General features: G+C 36.4%; 18 protein-coding genes. 15 read left to right on the top strand and 3 right to left on the bottom strand.

Going from position 1 to position 17,002, the window contains the following annotated elements; all coding sequences use genetic code 11:
• Positions 1 to 648: a metal-dependent transcriptional regulator gene (locus FGK96_RS07085; RefSeq protein WP_138082609.1), complete on the bottom strand. Its 648-nt coding sequence runs from the start codon at positions 646 to 648 to the stop codon at positions 1 to 3.
• A 144-nt stretch (positions 649 to 792) separates the two neighbouring features.
• Between FGK96_RS07085 and FGK96_RS07080 the strand changes: the two genes are divergently transcribed.
• The 3 genes from FGK96_RS07080 to FGK96_RS07070 are packed head-to-tail and all read left to right on the top strand — an operon-like array spanning position 793 to position 3,345.
• A complete protein-coding gene (locus FGK96_RS07080) occupies positions 793 to 1,725 on the top strand; it encodes a metal ABC transporter substrate-binding protein (RefSeq protein ID WP_003083941.1) in 933 nt (310 codons plus the stop codon).
• Positions 1,726 to 1,782: 57 nt separating this feature from the next.
• On the top strand, positions 1,783 to 2,505 hold the full coding sequence (locus FGK96_RS07075) for a metal ABC transporter ATP-binding protein (RefSeq protein ID WP_138082607.1): 723 nt from the start codon (positions 1,783 to 1,785) through the stop codon (positions 2,503 to 2,505).
• Positions 2,506 to 3,345, top strand: coding sequence for a metal ABC transporter permease (locus FGK96_RS07070; RefSeq protein ID WP_138082605.1), 840 nt, complete (start codon positions 2,506 to 2,508; stop codon positions 3,343 to 3,345).
• Positions 3,346 to 3,397: 52 nt separating this feature from the next.
• On the opposite strand, the gene FGK96_RS07065 is transcribed toward FGK96_RS07070, so the two are convergent.
• On the bottom strand, positions 3,398 to 4,210 hold the full coding sequence (locus tag FGK96_RS07065) for a peptidylprolyl isomerase (protein WP_138082603.1): 813 nt from the start codon (positions 4,208 to 4,210) through the stop codon (positions 3,398 to 3,400).
• Between the two features lie 95 nt (positions 4,211 to 4,305).
• Here FGK96_RS07065 and FGK96_RS07060 point away from each other — a divergent pair, with 95 nt between their 5' ends.
• Positions 4,306 to 6,711, top strand: coding sequence for a DNA translocase FtsK (locus FGK96_RS07060; protein WP_138082601.1), 2,406 nt, complete (start codon positions 4,306 to 4,308; stop codon positions 6,709 to 6,711).
• A 71-nt stretch (positions 6,712 to 6,782) separates the two neighbouring features.
• On the opposite strand, the gene FGK96_RS07055 is transcribed toward FGK96_RS07060, so the two are convergent.
• Positions 6,783 to 7,133, bottom strand: a complete 351-nt coding sequence (locus FGK96_RS07055) for a DUF3397 domain-containing protein (protein WP_138082599.1) — start codon at positions 7,131 to 7,133, stop codon at positions 6,783 to 6,785.
• Positions 7,134 to 7,301: 168 nt separating this feature from the next.
• On the opposite strand from FGK96_RS07055, the gene FGK96_RS07050 reads away from it, so the two are divergent.
• From FGK96_RS07050 to FGK96_RS07000, 11 genes are all read left to right on the top strand, one after another.
• On the top strand, positions 7,302 to 8,390 hold the full coding sequence (locus tag FGK96_RS07050) for a hypothetical protein (RefSeq protein ID WP_138082597.1): 1,089 nt from the start codon (positions 7,302 to 7,304) through the stop codon (positions 8,388 to 8,390).
• A 164-nt stretch (positions 8,391 to 8,554) separates the two neighbouring features.
• Entirely contained in the window at positions 8,555 to 8,980 is a 426-nt protein-coding gene (rplK, locus tag FGK96_RS07045; protein ID WP_003085047.1) for a 50S ribosomal protein L11, read from the top strand.
• Between the two features lie 105 nt (positions 8,981 to 9,085).
• A complete protein-coding gene (rplA, locus tag FGK96_RS07040) occupies positions 9,086 to 9,775 on the top strand; it encodes a 50S ribosomal protein L1 (RefSeq protein ID WP_003082715.1) in 690 nt (229 codons plus the stop codon).
• Positions 9,776 to 10,212: 437 nt separating this feature from the next.
• On the top strand, positions 10,213 to 10,941 hold the full coding sequence (gene pyrH, locus FGK96_RS07035) for a UMP kinase (RefSeq protein ID WP_003085747.1): 729 nt from the start codon (positions 10,213 to 10,215) through the stop codon (positions 10,939 to 10,941).
• Between the two features lie 25 nt (positions 10,942 to 10,966).
• A complete protein-coding gene (gene frr, locus FGK96_RS07030) occupies positions 10,967 to 11,524 on the top strand; it encodes a ribosome recycling factor (protein ID WP_003084215.1) in 558 nt (185 codons plus the stop codon).
• Between the two features lie 109 nt (positions 11,525 to 11,633).
• The gene (locus FGK96_RS07025) at positions 11,634 to 12,488 is read left to right on the top strand and encodes a S1 RNA-binding domain-containing protein (protein WP_138082595.1); all 855 of its coding nucleotides are present in this window, start codon (positions 11,634 to 11,636) and stop codon (positions 12,486 to 12,488) included.
• Between the two features lie 80 nt (positions 12,489 to 12,568).
• A complete protein-coding gene (gene msrA, locus FGK96_RS07020; protein WP_138082593.1) occupies positions 12,569 to 13,075 on the top strand; it encodes a peptide-methionine (S)-S-oxide reductase MsrA in 507 nt (168 codons plus the stop codon).
• Positions 13,075 to 13,290: a YozE family protein gene (locus tag FGK96_RS07015; protein WP_138082591.1), complete on the top strand. Its 216-nt coding sequence runs from the start codon at positions 13,075 to 13,077 to the stop codon at positions 13,288 to 13,290. Before msrA ends, FGK96_RS07015 begins: the two co-directional genes overlap by 1 nt.
• A 165-nt stretch (positions 13,291 to 13,455) precedes the next feature.
• Positions 13,456 to 15,228: an oleate hydratase gene (locus FGK96_RS07010; RefSeq protein WP_138082589.1), complete on the top strand. Its 1,773-nt coding sequence runs from the start codon at positions 13,456 to 13,458 to the stop codon at positions 15,226 to 15,228.
• Positions 15,229 to 15,399: 171 nt separating this feature from the next.
• Positions 15,400 to 16,479, top strand: coding sequence for a PhoH family protein (locus FGK96_RS07005; RefSeq protein WP_138082587.1), 1,080 nt, complete (start codon positions 15,400 to 15,402; stop codon positions 16,477 to 16,479).
• Positions 16,480 to 16,521: 42 nt separating this feature from the next.
• On the top strand, positions 16,522 to 16,995 hold the full coding sequence (locus FGK96_RS07000) for an NUDIX hydrolase (protein ID WP_138082585.1): 474 nt from the start codon (positions 16,522 to 16,524) through the stop codon (positions 16,993 to 16,995).
• The last annotated feature ends 7 nt before the right edge of the window (positions 16,996 to 17,002 follow it).

Genomic DNA, 17,002 nt, shown 5'->3' with positions numbered 1-17,002 from the left:
TTACACTTCTGAAATATATAGTTGTTCTGCAATAATTTCTGGAATGGTTAATGACTTGTTATTGTAACTTATGGTATAGGTTTTAGCAAAGTTATCAATCTGTTGCAGGTCAATAAGGGTATTTAATCTTAAGTCATGCTGCTCCAAATAATTGATTAACTCAATATGATCATGGATTCGAGCTAACTTATAGGTCCCTGGTGAGGATAGTTGGCTTAGCGTTTGATGATTAATCTCTTTTAGGGGTTCGTTCTTACGCGGAATGGTTCCACCATGGGGACAAAAAGTAGGGTACCCCAAATTTTCATCAAGACGATCAATAAAAGTATTAGAAACAGTATGTTCTAAGATTTCTGCTTCTTGATGCACTTCCTGAGGACTATATCCTAATTGATTGATTAAAAAGACTTCAATAAGACGGTGCTTGCGGTATAGATTTGCAACAAGGTCGCTCCCTTTGTCTGTCAATAAATAACCTTTCTTGGTATCTTTTTGAATCCATTCTTGATTAATCATTTTTTTGAGCATCTCAGATACAGCAGGGGGAGATACCTGCATTTTCTCTGCTATCATTTTATTAGAAATTTTAAGTTGAATTTGTCCCAGTTCGTGGATACATTTAAGGTAATCTTCTTTATTAGGCGTCATAGGGCTATGCCTTTCTGTTATTTATAATGATTATTATAACAAAATATTTCAGAAAAATCTTGACAAAAGATGTTTTGTAATGTACATTAATAATATAATTAACTATACCTAATTAATTAAATAAACTAATTTAAGGAGAGTCTTATGTTTAAGAAGCTGAGTCTAATTGTGACAGCTTTTCTATCCATTATTGTCTTAACAGCTTGTTCAGGAACGGGTTCTAAAGCTGCTAAAAATGAAAAACTGAATGTGGTCGTTACTAACTCTATTATTGCAGATATGACGAAAAATATAGCTGGAGATAAAATTAATCTTCACAGCATTGTTCCGATTGGTAAAGATCCACATGAGTATGAGCCATTACCAGAAGATGTTGAAAAAACCAGCTCAGCAGACTTAATTCTTTACAATGGTATTAACTTAGAAGATGGTGGTCATGCGTGGTTCACTAAATTGGTTAAAAATGCAAATAAGAAGAAAAATAAGGATTACTTTGCCGTTTCAGACGGGATTGATGTCATTTACTTAGAAGGCCAATCTGAAAAAGGTAAAGAAGATCCTCATGCTTGGTTAAATTTAGAAAATGGGATGATTTATTCTAAAAATATCGCTAAGCGTTTAAGCCAAAAAGATCCTAAAAATGAAGATTATTATCAAGAAAATTTAGACAAATACTTGGCTAAGCTAGAAAAATTAGATAAAGAAGCGAAATCTAAATTTGATAAAATTCCAGAAAACAAGAAAGTTATCGTGACAAGCGAAGGATGTTTTAAATATTTCTCAAAAGCATATAAGGTACCATCTGCTTATATTTGGGAAATTAACACTGAAGAAGAAGGAACACCTGACCAAATCTCAAGCTTGATTGAAAAATTAAAAGCTAAAAAACCGTCAGCTCTCTTTGTTGAATCAAGTGTGGACAGCCGTCCGATGAAATCTGTTTCTAAAGATAGTGGTATTCCAATTTACTCTGAAATTTTCACAGATTCTATTGCTAAAAAAGGTCAAGACGGCGATAGTTACTACGCTATGATGAAGTGGAATCTTGATAAAATTTCTGAAGGATTAGCAAAATAATAGCTGAAGGCACATGGTCAAGCTGGTTGTGTGCTTTCTTGTATTTTAGGAGGAAAAATGATAGAGATAAAAGACTTAAAGGTTAGCTATGATGGTAACAAAACAGTCTTGAGTAATGTCGATTTACACATTAGTGAACCAGGGATTATCGGAATTATAGGACCTAATGGGGCTGGAAAGTCAACTCTAATGAAGGCAATTTTAGGCTTAGTTGATTATGATGGTAAAATAATTATCAATCATGATTTATCTTCTGCTTATAAAGCGATTGCTTATGTTGAACAACGAAGTCAGATTGACTTTAATTTCCCTATTACTGTTGAAGAGTGCGTTTTGTTAGGGACCTATGGAAAGTTGGGTTTATTCAAAAATGTGAAGAGTAAAGAAAAGGAAATGGCACAGAAAGTTCTAGAAGACGTAGGACTAACTGACTATGCCAAAAAACCAATAAAGGCTTTATCTGGTGGCCAATTTCAGCGTATGCTTTTAGCTCGTTGTTTGATACAGGATCAAGAATATCTGTTTCTTGATGAACCTTTTGTTGGTATTGATTCTCTGAGCGAAACCATCATTGTTGATTTACTCAAAAAACTTAAAAGTCAGGGAAGAACCATATTAATTGTACATCATGACTTAAGTAAAGTTGAAGATTATTTTGATCAAGTCTTATTGATAAATGGTCAGGTTATTGCTTTTGGTTCGGTTTCTGATGTCTTTACGATTGACAATCTTTCTAAAACCTATGGAAATGAGTTGATTGTGAAAGGAGGAGACGCTTAAATGTTTGATAAGTTTATAAATGGCTTCTTGTCATACCATTTCCTTCAAAATGCCCTAGTTACGGCAGTTGTTATTGGAATTGTTTCAGGTGCTGTTGGCTGCTTTATTATTTTACGGTCGATGTCATTAATGGGAGATGCTATTTCCCATGCTGTGTTGCCGGGTGTGGCTCTCTCTTTTATTTTAGGGATGAACTTTTTCATTGGTGCTATTATTTTTGGACTATTAGCATCGATATTGATTACCTTTATAAAAGAAAATAGTGTTATTAAAGGAGATACCGCTATTGGTATTACATTTAGTTCTTTTTTAGCGTTAGGTGTTATTTTGATTGGTGTGGCTAATAGTTCCACAGATTTATTTCATATCCTTTTTGGTAATATTCTAGCTGTACAAGATAGTGATAAATGGATTACTATTTTTGTTTCTGTGCTAGTATTAAGTTTAATTATCCTATTTTTCAAAGAGTTACTCCTAACTTCTTTTGATCCTATTTTGGCCAAAACAATGGGAATAAATGTTTCATTTTATCATTATTTATTAATGGTTTTGCTGACCCTTGTTTCAGTAACAGCGATGCAAAGTGTGGGTACTATCTTAATTGTAGCTATGTTGATAACGCCGGCTGCGACTGCTTACCTCTACGCTAATAGTCTTAAAACGATGCTGCTAATGTCTTCTACGCTAGGAGCTCTGACATCAATTTTAGGTCTGTTTTTGGGTTATACTTTCAATATTGCAGCGGGTTCAAGCATTGTGTTAACCTCCTCTATTATTTTTGCTATTAGCTTCGTCTTTTCACCAAAGCAAGTTCGAAAACTTAAGAAAAAACAATTATAAAAAAACAGTTCTAACTGTCTAAGGACAATTGGAACTGTTTTTATAATCTCACTTATTTCTTGCTTTTTGCTGGCATGTCCTTTTGAACAGTTACGGTGAGAATAGTGATATCTTGAGTTGGTTTATCACTGCTATCGACAGCAGTTTTGGCAATTTTATCTACTGTATCCATGCCATCAATGACTTGACCAAAGACAGTATAAGCGCCATCTAAACTAGGGTTTCCCCCTTCCTTATAGGCATCAATAATTGGTTTAGGATAATGGTTTTCAGATAATTTTTTCGCCTGATTGCCAGGATTTTGGTTGATGAAAAATTGGCTACCATTGGTATCTGCCCCTGCGTTAGCCATTGCTAAAGCGCCACGGATATTGTATAGGTAAGGACTAATTTCGTTTGCAAAGCCATTTCCAGCATCAATCTTTGTATTTTTCCCATTCCAAATGGACTCACCACCTGTGCCATCACCCTTAGGATCACCAGATTGAATCATGAAATTGGTAATAACACGGTGAAAAGTTAGGTTATTATAATAACCTTCTTTAGCATGAGTCAGGAAGTTTTCAACAGCTAAGGGAGTATATTTAGGGAAAAGTTTTAAAGTAATATCTCCTTCGCTAGTTTTAATTAATACTTTAGCTTCATCCTTAGCGACTTCTTTTGATAATTGTGGAAATTGATGTTTATCGGCGTTTAAGGCTTTCTCAATTTGAGCCTCATAAGCTTTAGTTGCTGCAGAAGATTCTTCTTTGGCAATTTTATCGTCAACATATTTATCACCTTTAATTAGACGATCAATTGACTCACATGCAGTAAGACTTACTAGGCTTAAAGCAAGAAGCGATATGGTCAGAACTTTCTTCATGGTTTCTCCTTAGATTGATTTTCCTTTATTTTATCATAAAGTCCGCTCCTTGATAAGTATATTTCTTTCTCTTTAAAAAATGGTATAATAAACCTATGGCTATAAGAAATCAACATAAAAAAGGGACGAAAAAGAGACGTCCCACAAAGGCAGAGATTGAAAAGCAAAGAGCCATCAAACGAATGATTTTTTCGTTCTTACTAGCTCTTGTTTTGATTTTTGCCGTGATTCGACTAGGGATATTTGGGATTACAGCATATAATGTTATTCGTTTTATGGTAGGTAGTTTGGCTTACCTTTTTATTCTCGCTGTTTTTTGCTACCTGTTTTGTTTTAAGTGGTTACGAAAACAAGAAGGTTTGATTGCAGGTTTTATCATTTTCTTCATGGGGTTACTGATTGAATGGCATGCTTATTTATTTACCTCTCCTAATCTTAAAAACCATGAGGTTTTCACTTACACAACTCGATTGATTACTCAAGATCTCTTGGGTTTTAAAGTGCAAAACTTCCTTGGTGGAGGTATGCTTGGTGCTTTGATTTATAAACCAGTATCATTCCTTTTTTCTAATATTGGGTCTTTCTTTATTGGTGCCCTAATTATTCTGTTAGGAATCTTCCTAATGACACCATGGGATGTTTACGATATTAGTCATTATGTTAAAGCTCTTTGGCAAAGCTTTGCTGATCAGCAAAAACGTCGACGCGAAGAACGCTTTGTTAAACGTGAAGAGGCTAAAGCATTAGCTGCGCAAGCACGATTGGAACAAGAAGCCTTAGAAGCTCAAATGTCCCTCAATCAAAATATTGATTTAGAGACGGGAGAGATTTTGGAAGGAACAGGTCCAGAAGCAGTTCTAGGAGCAAATGATTTTTCAAATCTTAGACAAGCTGAGCCAGAAATTGTAGCGTATCAATCACACCCTGAAGAAGAAGTTATTGATTTTCCGCTTGAGGATTTAGAAGCTGACTACCTCGCAGGGGAAAATACAAGGACAGCTATGCCTGCTCCAGAGCTAGAAGCAGATGGACTAGATGATGAACCGCTCAAAGTAGACTTCACATCAAAAACAAATTTACTTTATAAGCTACCGACAATTGATTTGTTTGAACCCGATAAACCTAAAGATCAATCAAAAGAAAAGAACTTGGTACGTAAGAATATTAGGGTCTTAGAAGATACCTTCCGAAGTTTTGGCATTGATGTTAAGGTTGAGCGAGCAGAGATTGGACCATCGGTAACCAAGTATGAAATTAAACCAGCTGTGGGAGTGCGTGTTAATCGAATCTCTAACTTGGCAGACGATTTAGCCTTAGCCTTGGCAGCTAAGGATGTCAGAATAGAGGCACCTATTCCAGGAAAATCCCTAGTTGGTATTGAAGTGCCGAATTCTGAAATTGCAACTGTTTCTTTTCGTGAGCTATGGGAACAATCTAATAGTTCGGTTGAAAAACTTTTGGAAGTTCCGCTCGGAAAAGCTGTTAATGGTATGGCACGTAGTTTTGATTTAACTAGGATGCCCCACTTATTAGTGGCAGGTTCGACAGGATCAGGGAAGTCTGTGGCTGTTAATGGTATTATTTCTAGTATTTTGATGAAGGCCAGACCTGATCAAGTTAAATTCTTAATGGTTGATCCTAAGATGGTCGAATTATCTGTTTATAATGACATTCCTCATCTCCTTATTCCAGTTGTAACTAATCCTCGTAAGGCCAGCAAAGCCCTGCAGAAGGTTGTTGATGAGATGGAAAATCGTTATGAACTCTTCAGTAAGGTGGGTGTACGAAATATAGCTGGTTACAATGCCAAGGTTGAAGCATTTAACAGCCAGTCTGAAGAGAAACAAATTCCTCTACCTTTAATTGTTGTCATCGTTGACGAACTAGCTGACTTGATGATGGTTGCCAGCAAAGAAGTAGAGGATGCTATCATTCGCTTGGGGCAAAAGGCACGTGCCGCTGGTATTCATATGATCTTAGCTACGCAGAGGCCATCTGTTGATGTTATCTCCGGTTTGATTAAAGCTAATGTTCCATCACGGATTGCATTTGCTGTTTCGTCTGGAACAGATAGTCGAACTATTTTAGATGAAAATGGTGCTGAAAAACTTTTGGGACGAGGAGATATGCTCTTTAAACCGATTGATGAGAATCACCCCGTTAGATTACAAGGGTCCTTCATTTCAGATGATGATGTTGAACGTATTGTGTCATTTATTAAGGAGCAAGCCGACGCTGATTATGATGACTCCTTTGATCCAGGTGAGGTTACCGAAGCAGATATGGCGCCTGGCTCTGGTGATTCTAGTGAAGGAGACCCCCTCTTTGAAGAAGCAAAAGCCTTAGTCCTTGAGACTCAAAAAGCCTCTGCTTCGATGATTCAACGCCGCCTATCAGTTGGTTTTAATCGAGCAACTCGCTTGATGGACGAATTAGAAGAAGCCGGGGTTATTGGACCAGCAGAAGGAACCAAACCAAGAAAGGTTTTGCAAACACAATGATGCAATGAAACTTGTGTTCTTAGTAAGGTCTATCTTATATAAAAAGCTTTGTCTCAAATTGACAAAGCTTTTTATTTTGTGAAGATCACTATTACCAGTATTAAATACCCAAAGAAAGTCATGAGGAAGCCGATTCGCCAAAAGAGTTTAATAAAACGTGAATAGGTAAAGCGCTGACTTCTAATGACTAATGTTAAACTGATAATGATTGCTAGCAGTGATAATATAATCAGGTAATAAGGTAAAAAATTGTTATTAAAGAATTTCCCAGAAACAATAGCGATTTCTAAGGCAAAAAGTAGAAAGGCTAAATCAGGAAACTTTAAACCGTACCGGCCAAGTTTAAAAAAAGTTACTAAAATCTGTGAAACAAGAGGTGTCAGAGCAATAAAAAGTAATGCAATTAATTTGTATGTCATCATAGCATTATTTTAACCTTTAAACGATAACTTGTAAATAAATGTTCTTAAAATTTCTGAACAGAAATGGCAATTCAAAAAATAAAACAAGTGGTCACTAAGGGTTTTTAATAGAAATTGACCCTGAAATATGGTACATTAGAGGTATAGAAAGAAGAAAGGAAGTTTATTATGAAACAGTTACATACATTCCCAGTTCCAGAACTGCTTACAGAGACTCAACCTTTTATTTCCATCAGCTTTGCTTTGGATGACTATTCTGCTTATTCCGAGAAGGATAGTCTCAAACTTGAAAATTATCTCAAGGAAGCAGAGGACGCAGTCCAAGATTTAGGCTCTTCATGGCAAAAGCAAATCGAGGCTGTGCGTAAAGCTGAAAGGGAACTTTTAACTGCTACAAAAAGTCTTCTTTTATATATAAACGAGGATCAGGTCTTTTATTATCATCTTAATATTCCAGTTAACGATCAAATGCTTTTTGGAGATGGTCCTAATATAGCTCCTCTTATCAAACATTACCAATTTAATAGCGATTACCATCTTTTAGTTTTGAACCAAGATAGTGCTCATGTCTTCGAAGTTAGCCAAGATTCTATTCGAGAAGTAAAAGAAGATGATTGGCCTCTTCAACTGACTGAAGTTCTAGGTCATGAAAAAGATGGAGGACAATTAAGTCATTCTGGTTCCGCTGCAAAAGGCGGACCTGGTCAGCCGGGATTTCATGGGCATAATGAAACTAGTGCTGAAAAAGAGATTGATCGAGAAAACTTTTTCCGAGCTGTCGATAATCATTTAATGGAGACCTTTGGTCAAGAGTCGCGCCCATTAATTCTGTATAGTTTGTCAGAGAACCAAGCAACTTTCCGCTCAATCAGTAAATATTTACCGCTAATGGACACAGGAATTGAACTATCGGGTGCTAAAGTATCTATAGAGGAAATTGCAGAGCAAGCTTCCAAGTTTATTGCCAGCTACCGCAGTCAAACGTTAACTTCGTTAAGTAAGCGATTTGTGGAAACTAAGCTAGAATATCGTGTTAATGATCAGTTGGACGAAATCAAAACTCTGGCACACGAAAATCGAATTGATGAATTAATCATCGTTGAGGATAGAGTTCTTTCAACAGAGAGTGACATGGACAAACGATTTACGATAAAAGATATTGTCCTAGCAACCTACCAAGCTAAAGGAAAAGTTTATATTTTGGATTCAAATCAATTAGAAGGAGATTTTGGCATTAGTGCACGTCTTCGATATTAAAGTGAAGAATGAGAGGTAAATTGACCTCTCATTCTTTAAATTTTATAGAGATTTGAGTTGCTTTTTTAAAAAAACATTGTATAATAGTAAGGTATGCTATATGCATAACTGTGGGAGGTAAAAATCTTAGTTACCGCCAAAACCACAACAGGAGGATTTTTAAAATGGCTAAAAAAGTCGAAAAACTTGTAAAACTTCAAATCCCTGCTGGTAAAGCTACACCAGCTCCACCAGTTGGACCAGCACTAGGTCAAGCAGGTATCAACATCATGGGATTCACTAAGGAATTTAACGCTCGTACAGCTGACCAAGCAGGTATGATCATCCCAGTTGTTATCTCAGTTTATGAAGACAAATCATTTGATTTCATTACTAAAACACCCCCAGCTGCAGTTCTTTTGAAAAAAGCTGCTGGTGTTGAAAAAGGATCAGGCACACCTAACAAAACAAAAGTTGCAACAGTTACTCGTGCACAAGTGCAAGAAATTGCTGAAACTAAAATGCCAGATTTAAACGCAGCAAACGTTGAGTCTGCAATGCGTATGATCGAAGGTACTGCTCGTTCAATGGGATTCACTATCACTGACTAATCAGTTTTGAACCCTATTACCCGCAAGACTTCATCATAATTTGATGAGTGACGTGGGAGATTTTAAATCAAATCGATATGACCACATTACAAGGAGAATTTTAAAATGGCTAAAAAAAGCAAACAAATGCGTGCAGCACTTGAAAAAGTTGATAGCACAAAAGCATACAGTGTAGAAGAAGCTGTAGCATTAATCAAAGAAACTAACTTTGCAAAATTTGACGCATCAGTTGAAGTTGCATATAACTTAAACATTGACGTTCGTAAAGCAGACCAACAAATCCGTGGCGCAATGGTATTGCCAAATGGAACTGGTAAAACACAACGCGTACTTGTATTTGCGCGTGGTGCTAAAGCTGAAGAAGCAAAAGCTGCCGGAGCAGACTTCGTTGGTGAAGATGACTTAGTAGCTAAAATTAATGGCGGATGGCTTGATTTTGATGTTGTTATTGCAACACCAGATATGATGGCTATCGTAGGTCGTCTTGGACGTGTCCTTGGACCTCGTAACTTGATGCCGAACCCTAAAACTGGTACTGTAACTATGGATGTTACTAAAGCAGTTGAAGAGTCTAAAGGTGGAAAGATTACTTATCGTGCTGATAAAGCTGGTAACGTACAAGCTATCATCGGTAAAGTGTCATTCGATGCTGATAAATTAGTTGAAAACTTCAAAGCATTTAACGATGTAATGGTAAAAGCTAAACCTTCAACAGCGAAAGGGACTTACATGACAAATGTGTCAATTACTTCAACACAGGGTGTTGGTATTAAAGTTGACCCATCAACAATGTAATAAAGGAGCTATCTGCGGATAGCTTTTTTTTATTAAAAAATGGAACACTTGAAATAACTTTAATAAATCAAAAAATGTAACTGCTCAAAAATTATCTGAGAGAAAAATTTCAATTAACTCAAAAGTATATCGCTGGAATTAGCAAGGCAAGGAATGTATAAAAAAGAGAATCACTACTTTATTCTATTTGCAAGCTGTTTGTTCTACTTTGTGACTATTAATTGACTACCTTAGGTAATGCAACTTCAAAAAATTTGCTGAGCTTGTGTGATATCCTATTGATTTAAAACTAGCCCTTCATCTGTTTTGGTTTCACTGAGTAGAGTTATAATATTTTCATAAACGTTAAATTTTATCTTAGACCTTATTGTATTCAACTATCAAATTCAATGGTTTTATGGTAGAATAATAAAGGACAAAATAAGGAGATAATCATTGTGAAACCTAAATATCAACGTATTTTAATAAAATTATCTGGTGAAGCTTTAGCAGGAGATAAAGGTGTTGGGATAGATATTCCGACCGTACAAGAAATTGCCAAAGAAATTTCAGAAGTACATGCTTCTGGGGTGCAAATTGCACTCGTCATCGGTGGTGGTAATTTATGGCGAGGAGAACCTGCAGCTGAAGCAGGAATGGATCGTGTGCAAGCTGATTATACCGGTATGTTAGGCACTGTTATGAATGCTTTAGTTATGGCAGATAGTTTACAACATTATGGAGTAGACACTCGAGTTCAAACAGCTATTCCAATGCAAAATGTTGCTGAGTCCTATATCAGAGGTCGCGCATTACGTCACCTTGAAAAAGGACGCATTGTTGTCTTTGGGGCAGGAATCGGATCACCTTATTTTTCAACAGATACAACAGCCGCTCTACGTGCCGCTGAGATTGAGGCGGATGCTATTTTGATGGCAAAAAATGGTGTTGATGGTGTCTACAATGCAGATCCTAAAAAAGATGCGAATGCAGTTAAATTTGATGAATTGACTCATGGTGAAGTTATCAAACGAGGCCTTAAAATTATGGATGCTACTGCATCAACTTTATCAATGGACAATGACATTGATTTGGTTGTCTTTAATATGAACGAAGCAGGTAACATCAAACGAGTTGTTTTTGGTGAACACATCGGAACAACAGTATCAAATAAAATTATCGATTAAAGAAGAATAGAAAGAGGAATAAGACATGGCAAATGCTATTATTGACAAAGCAAATCAACGATTTGAACAATCATTTCAATCTTTATCACGTGAATACGCAAGTATCCGTGCCGGTCGTGCAAATGCAAGTTTGTTAGACCGTATTCAAGTAGATTATTATGGGGCACCGACACCTCTAAATCAACTATCATCTATCACAGTGCCAGAAGCGCGTGTTTTATTGATTTCCCCATTTGACAAAAACTCTATCAAAGATATTGAACGTGCAATCAACGCTTCTGATTTAGGTATCACTCCAGCAAATGATGGCTCTGTTATCCGTTTAGTAATTCCCGCTTTAACGGAAGAAACACGGAAAAATCTTGCTAAAGAAGTTAAAAAAGTTGGTGAAAACCAAAAAGTTGCTATTCGTAACATCCGTCGTGATGCTATGGATGAAGCTAAAAAACAAGAAAAAGATAAAGAAATTTCTGAAGATGAATTAAAAACATTGGAAAAAGATATTCAAAAAGCAACCGATGATGCAATTAAGCATATTGATGCTATGACAGCTGAAAAAGAAAAGGAACTCTTATCCGTTTAAGGAGATTTGTCGTTCCTCTTATAGAGAAGTAGAATAAGAAGGAGGTAGGCAAAGATTTCAGAAACTCTGTTTTGAAGGTCTGCCTACCTTTTTAAGAAAGAAAATAAAAATGAATGAATTATTAGCAACACAACTAACAGGTTTAATCCGTGAAGAAAATGACCAGTCTTACTTTGTTCAAAAGGACGGCTTTATTTTCAATCTATCTAAAGAAGAAGGTTCTCACGCTATTGGTGATATGGTCACTGGTTTTGCCTATCTTGATCAAAAACAGAAACTTCGCTTAACCACTAAGGACATCAAATCAACACGACATCAGTATGGTTGGGGTGAGGTTGTTGATGTCCGACGAGACTTAGGTGTTTTTGTTGATACTGGCATTCCAGATAAGGAAATTGTGGTTTCTTTGGATCTTCTTCCTGAATTGAAAGAATTGTGGCCCAAAAAGGGAGACCGTCTCTATATTAAGCTAGAAGTCGACAAGAAGGATCGTATCTGGGGGATACCTGCTGAACCAGAAGTATTTCAAAAAATGGCTGATCCTGCTTATAATAATATGCAAAACCAAAACTGGCCTGCCATTGTTTATCGTCTAAAAATGTCAGGAACCTTTGTCTATCTGCCTGAAAACAACATGTTGGGCTATATTCATCCTAGTGAACGCTACAATGAACCCCGATTAGGTCAGATTTTAGACGCGCGTGTTATCGGTTTTAGAGACGTTGACAGAACCTTGAACCTATCTATTAAACCGAGATCATTTGAAATGTTAGAAAATGATGCACAAATGATTCTGACATACTTAGAATCCAATGGCGGCTTCATGACCCTTAACGATAAATCATCACCTGAGGACATCAAGACAACCTTTGGGATTTCAAAAGGTCAATTTAAAAAAGCCCTAGGAACACTGATGAAAGCAAAGCATATTAAACAAGATGCTAGTAGGACTGAGTTACTCTAAAACAAGGATAATAAAAGCTTTGCCAGAGGCAAAGTTTTTTGCTACAATGAGACCATTAGATTTGTGATAGGAGTGCAGTGATGGAAAGAGCTATTTTTGCAGGTGGATGTTTTTGGTGTATGGTAGAACCTTTTGAGGAACACCCAGGAGTTATTTCAGTGCTTAGTGGTTATACTGGCGGTCATACCGTTAATCCTACTTACGAAGAGGTTTGTAGTGGGAAAACGGGTCATACAGAAGCTGTTGAAATCATTTTTGACCCTAAAAAAATCAGTTATTCAGAATTAGTGCAGCTCTATTGGCAACAGACAGATCCGACAGACGCTTTTGGTCAATTTGAAGATCGAGGTGATAATTATCGTCCGGTCATTTATTATTTTGATGCTAGGCAAAAGGAAATAGCAGAGCAGTCTAAGGAACAATTGCAAGCTTCTGGCCATTTCACGCAACCTATTGTGACCACAATAGAGAAGGCAGAGCCTTTTTACCCAGCAGAGGACTATCATCAAGCTTTCTATAGGAAGAATCCAGGACGCTATGCCCAAAGTAGTAGACAAAGACATGAATTTTTAAAGGAGAATTGGTAGTGAGAAAATCGTTTTATACTTGGTTAATGACTCAGCGGGATTCTAAGTCAAATGATCCAGTAGCAATTTTAGCAGATCTGGCATTTGAAGATACTACTTTTCCAAAGCATAGCGATGATTTTGATGTCATTAGTCGTTACTTAGAAGATCAAGCAGTATTTTCCTTTAATTTAGGCTATTTTGACCAAATTTGGGAAGATTATTTGGCACATTAATGAAGATTATAATGGTGAGCTTTACGATAAAGTAAAGCTCTTTTTGTACACTTTGTCTAAATTTGTTTAAAGTCCAGCTTTTTTGGCGGTTTTCATTGGCAGAACTAAGGATTTAAGAGTAGAATGAAGGTGTTTAAATGAAGTAACATTAAAGGAGGACTCTATATGTATTACACTAGTGGAAATTTTGAAGCCTTTGCTAGACCACGCAAACCTAAAAAGGTAGATAGTAAGTCAGCTTATATTATTGGTTCAGGCTTAGCAGGCTTAGCAGCGGCAGTATTTCTCATTCGTGATGGACAAATGGCTGGTGATCGTATTCACATCTTAGAGGAGCTTCCACTTTCTGGGGGTTCGTTAGATGGTATTAAGCGTCCTGATATCGGTTTTGTAACACGTGGTGGACGTGAAATGGAAAACCATTTTGAATGTATGTGGGATATGTACCGTTCTATTCCCTCATTAGAAGTTCCTGATGCTTCCTATTTGGATGAATTTTACTGGCTAGATAAGGATGATCCTAATTCATCTAATTGTCGTTTGATTCATAAGAGAGGAAATCGTGTTCCTGATGATGGTCAGTATACTTTAGGTAAACATTCTAAAGAATTGATTACACTAGTAATGACAAAAGAAGAAGACCTGGGAACAAAAACGATTGAAGATGTTTTCTCAGAGGAATTCTTTAAGAGCAATTTCTGGGTATATTGGGCAACTATGTTTGCCTTTGAAAAATGGCATTCTGCAGTCGAAATGCGTCGATATGCGATGCGCTTTATTCATCATATAGATGGTTTACCAGATTTCACATCCTTGAAATTTAATAAATACAATCAATATGAGTCAATGGTAAAACCTATTATTGCTTATTTAGAATCACATGGTGTTGATATTCAGTTCGATACCAAAGTTAATAACATCCGAGTTGATATTAAACCGGATAAGAAAGTAGCTAAAGAGCTCTTGTTGAGTACCTCTGGACAAACTGAAAAAATTAGCTTAACAGAGGATGATTTAGTCTTTGTAACTAACGGTTCTATTACAGAAAGTACTAGCTATGGAAGTCATCATACCGTTGCAAAACCTAACAAAGACTTAGGTGGTTCTTGGAATCTTTGGGAAAATTTAGCAGCTCAATCCAATGAATTTGGTCATCCAAAAGTCTTTTATAAAGACTTACCTGCTGAATCATGGTTTGTGTCAGCAACGGCAACTATAAAAAATCCTGCTCTTGAACCTTATATTGAGCGTTTGACACATAGAGATTTACATGATGGTAAAATTAATTCTGGCGGTATTATTACCATTACTGACTCTAACTGGATGATAAGCTTTGCTATTCATCGTCAGCCCCATTTCAAAGAACAAAAAGAGAACGAAACAGCAGTATGGATATATGGCTTGTATTCAAATATTAAGGGAAACTACATTCAAAAACCTATTGAAGAGTGTACAGGACAAGAAATTACTGAGGAGCTTTTATATCATCTCGGTGTTCCTGAGAATAAAATCCATGATTTAGCAAATCAAGAAAGTGTCAATACTGTACCAGTTTATATGCCTTATATCACAAGTTATTTCATGCCACGTGTAAAAGGAGATCGGCCTAAGGTTATTCCTGATGGCTCTGTCAACTTAGCCTTTATTGGTAACTTTGCAGAATCTCCAAGTCGTGATACTGTCTTCACAACTGAGTATTCAATTCGTACAGCAATGGAAGCAGTTTATATGTTTTTAGATATTGAACGAGGAATCCCGGAAGTTTTCAATTCAACCTATGATATCCGAGAGTTGTTGAAAGCAATGTATTACCTCAATGATAAAAAAGTTATTGAAGATATGGACTTACCTATTCCACAAATGATTCGAAAAGTGGGCCTTAAGAAGATTAAAGGGACTTTCCTCGAAGAATTATTGGAAGAAGCCCATTTGTTATAAAAATATTAATCCTAAAGAGCTCTTGAACATTTTTCAAGGGTTCTTTAATTATTTTAAAATAGAATCTTTTCAAACTTATCTTTTTCATCAGTATGTCAACAAGATATTTTCCCCTTTAATTTTATTTTTTGTTATAATGAAACTATAACATGTAAGAAAAGGAAGATACATTTGCAAGAATATTCAGCAGAGATTGCTTTAAATCATCCTGATGATGTTTTATCGCTTTTTGGTAGCAATGAGCGCCATTTAAAATTAATTGAAAATCATTTAGAAATTATTATCCATGCGCGGACTGAGCGTGTCCAGATAGTCGGTGATGATCAAGAAGCGGTTGAATTAGCTCGCTTAACGATTCAAGCCTTGCTAGTTCTTGTAAATAGAGGAATGATAGTTAATACTTCGGATGTTGTTACTGCTTTGTCAATGGCAGAAAAAGGAACTATTGACAAATTTGTGGCTTTATATGAAGAAGAAATTATCAAGGATAACAACGGTAAACCAATCCGTGTGAAGACACTTGGTCAAAAAGTTTATGTCGAAAGTCTTAATAAGCATGATGTTGTTTTTGGAGTTGGTCCCGCTGGAACCGGAAAAACTTTCTTAGCCGTTACGCTTGCTGTTAAGGCATTAAAACGAGGTCAAGTCAAACGTATTATCCTAACTCGTCCTGCTGTTGAAGCAGGTGAAAGCCTAGGTTTCTTACCAGGCGATTTGAAAGAAAAAGTGGACCCTTACCTGAGACCTGTCTATGATGCTCTTTATCAGATTTTAGGGAAAGAACAGACAAGTCGGATGATGGAAAGAGAGATCATTGAGATTGCTCCGCTTGCTTATATGCGTGGTAGAACTTTAGATGACGCCTTTGTTATTTTGGATGAAGCTCAAAATACTACTATTATGCAAATGAAAATGTTTCTAACTCGCCTAGGTTTTAATTCCAAAATGATTGTTAATGGTGATACTAGCCAAATTGACTTACCTAAAAATGTCAAGTCTGGTTTGATTGATGCTAGTCAAAAATTACGCCATATCCGAGCCATTGATTTTGTGTATTTTTCAGCGTCAGATGTGGTGCGACACCCAGTTGTTGCGGATATTATTAAAGCCTATGAAAGCGAAGCCAGTGTCGCACTTCAGGCTAGCGCTAGCAATTCTCAAAAGGAAAGTAAAGACCATCCCAATCAAGAATCTGGTTTGACCTTTTATGAGGTAATCGAGGAGTTGCCTGAAAAATCACTTGACAAATAAAACAAGCTCTTCTTTGGAAGGGCTTTTTGTGAAAGGAAAACTATGTCGGATTATATTAAGTATATTAGGTCAAAAGTTGGTCAAGATTCAATCTTACTTCCTTTTGCAGCAGGTATTTTAGAAGATCAGTATGGAAGAATATTACTTCAAAAACGGGCTGATACGGGAAATTGGGGAGTTCCTGGGGGTTGTATGGAATTAGGAGAATCCTCTCTTGATACAGTGATTCGAGAATTTTTTGAAGAGACTGGTATTCAAGTTGAAGCTTTGAAATTACTTAATGTCTATACTAATTTTGAAACCTTATTTCCAAATGGAGATCGTGCACAGACAGTTGGCATAGTTTATAAACTCAGAGCCATTGCACCTTATGATATCAACGGTGTTACAAATGAGGAAACTTTAGAATTAGCATTTTTCTCAGAAGAAAGGATCAAAGACATTCTGCTAGTAAATGAGCAGCATCAGCATATAATAGAAGAATATTTTTCAGGTAACTATAAACTTGGATATTAAGATTATA

This window comes from Streptococcus porcinus, from assembly GCF_901542335.1.
GTDB classification, from domain to species: Bacteria; Bacillota; Bacilli; order Lactobacillales; family Streptococcaceae; genus Streptococcus; species Streptococcus porcinus_A.
The sequence above is the reverse complement of the archived record's forward strand: the minus strand, read 5'-3'. Positions and strand labels throughout refer to the sequence as shown.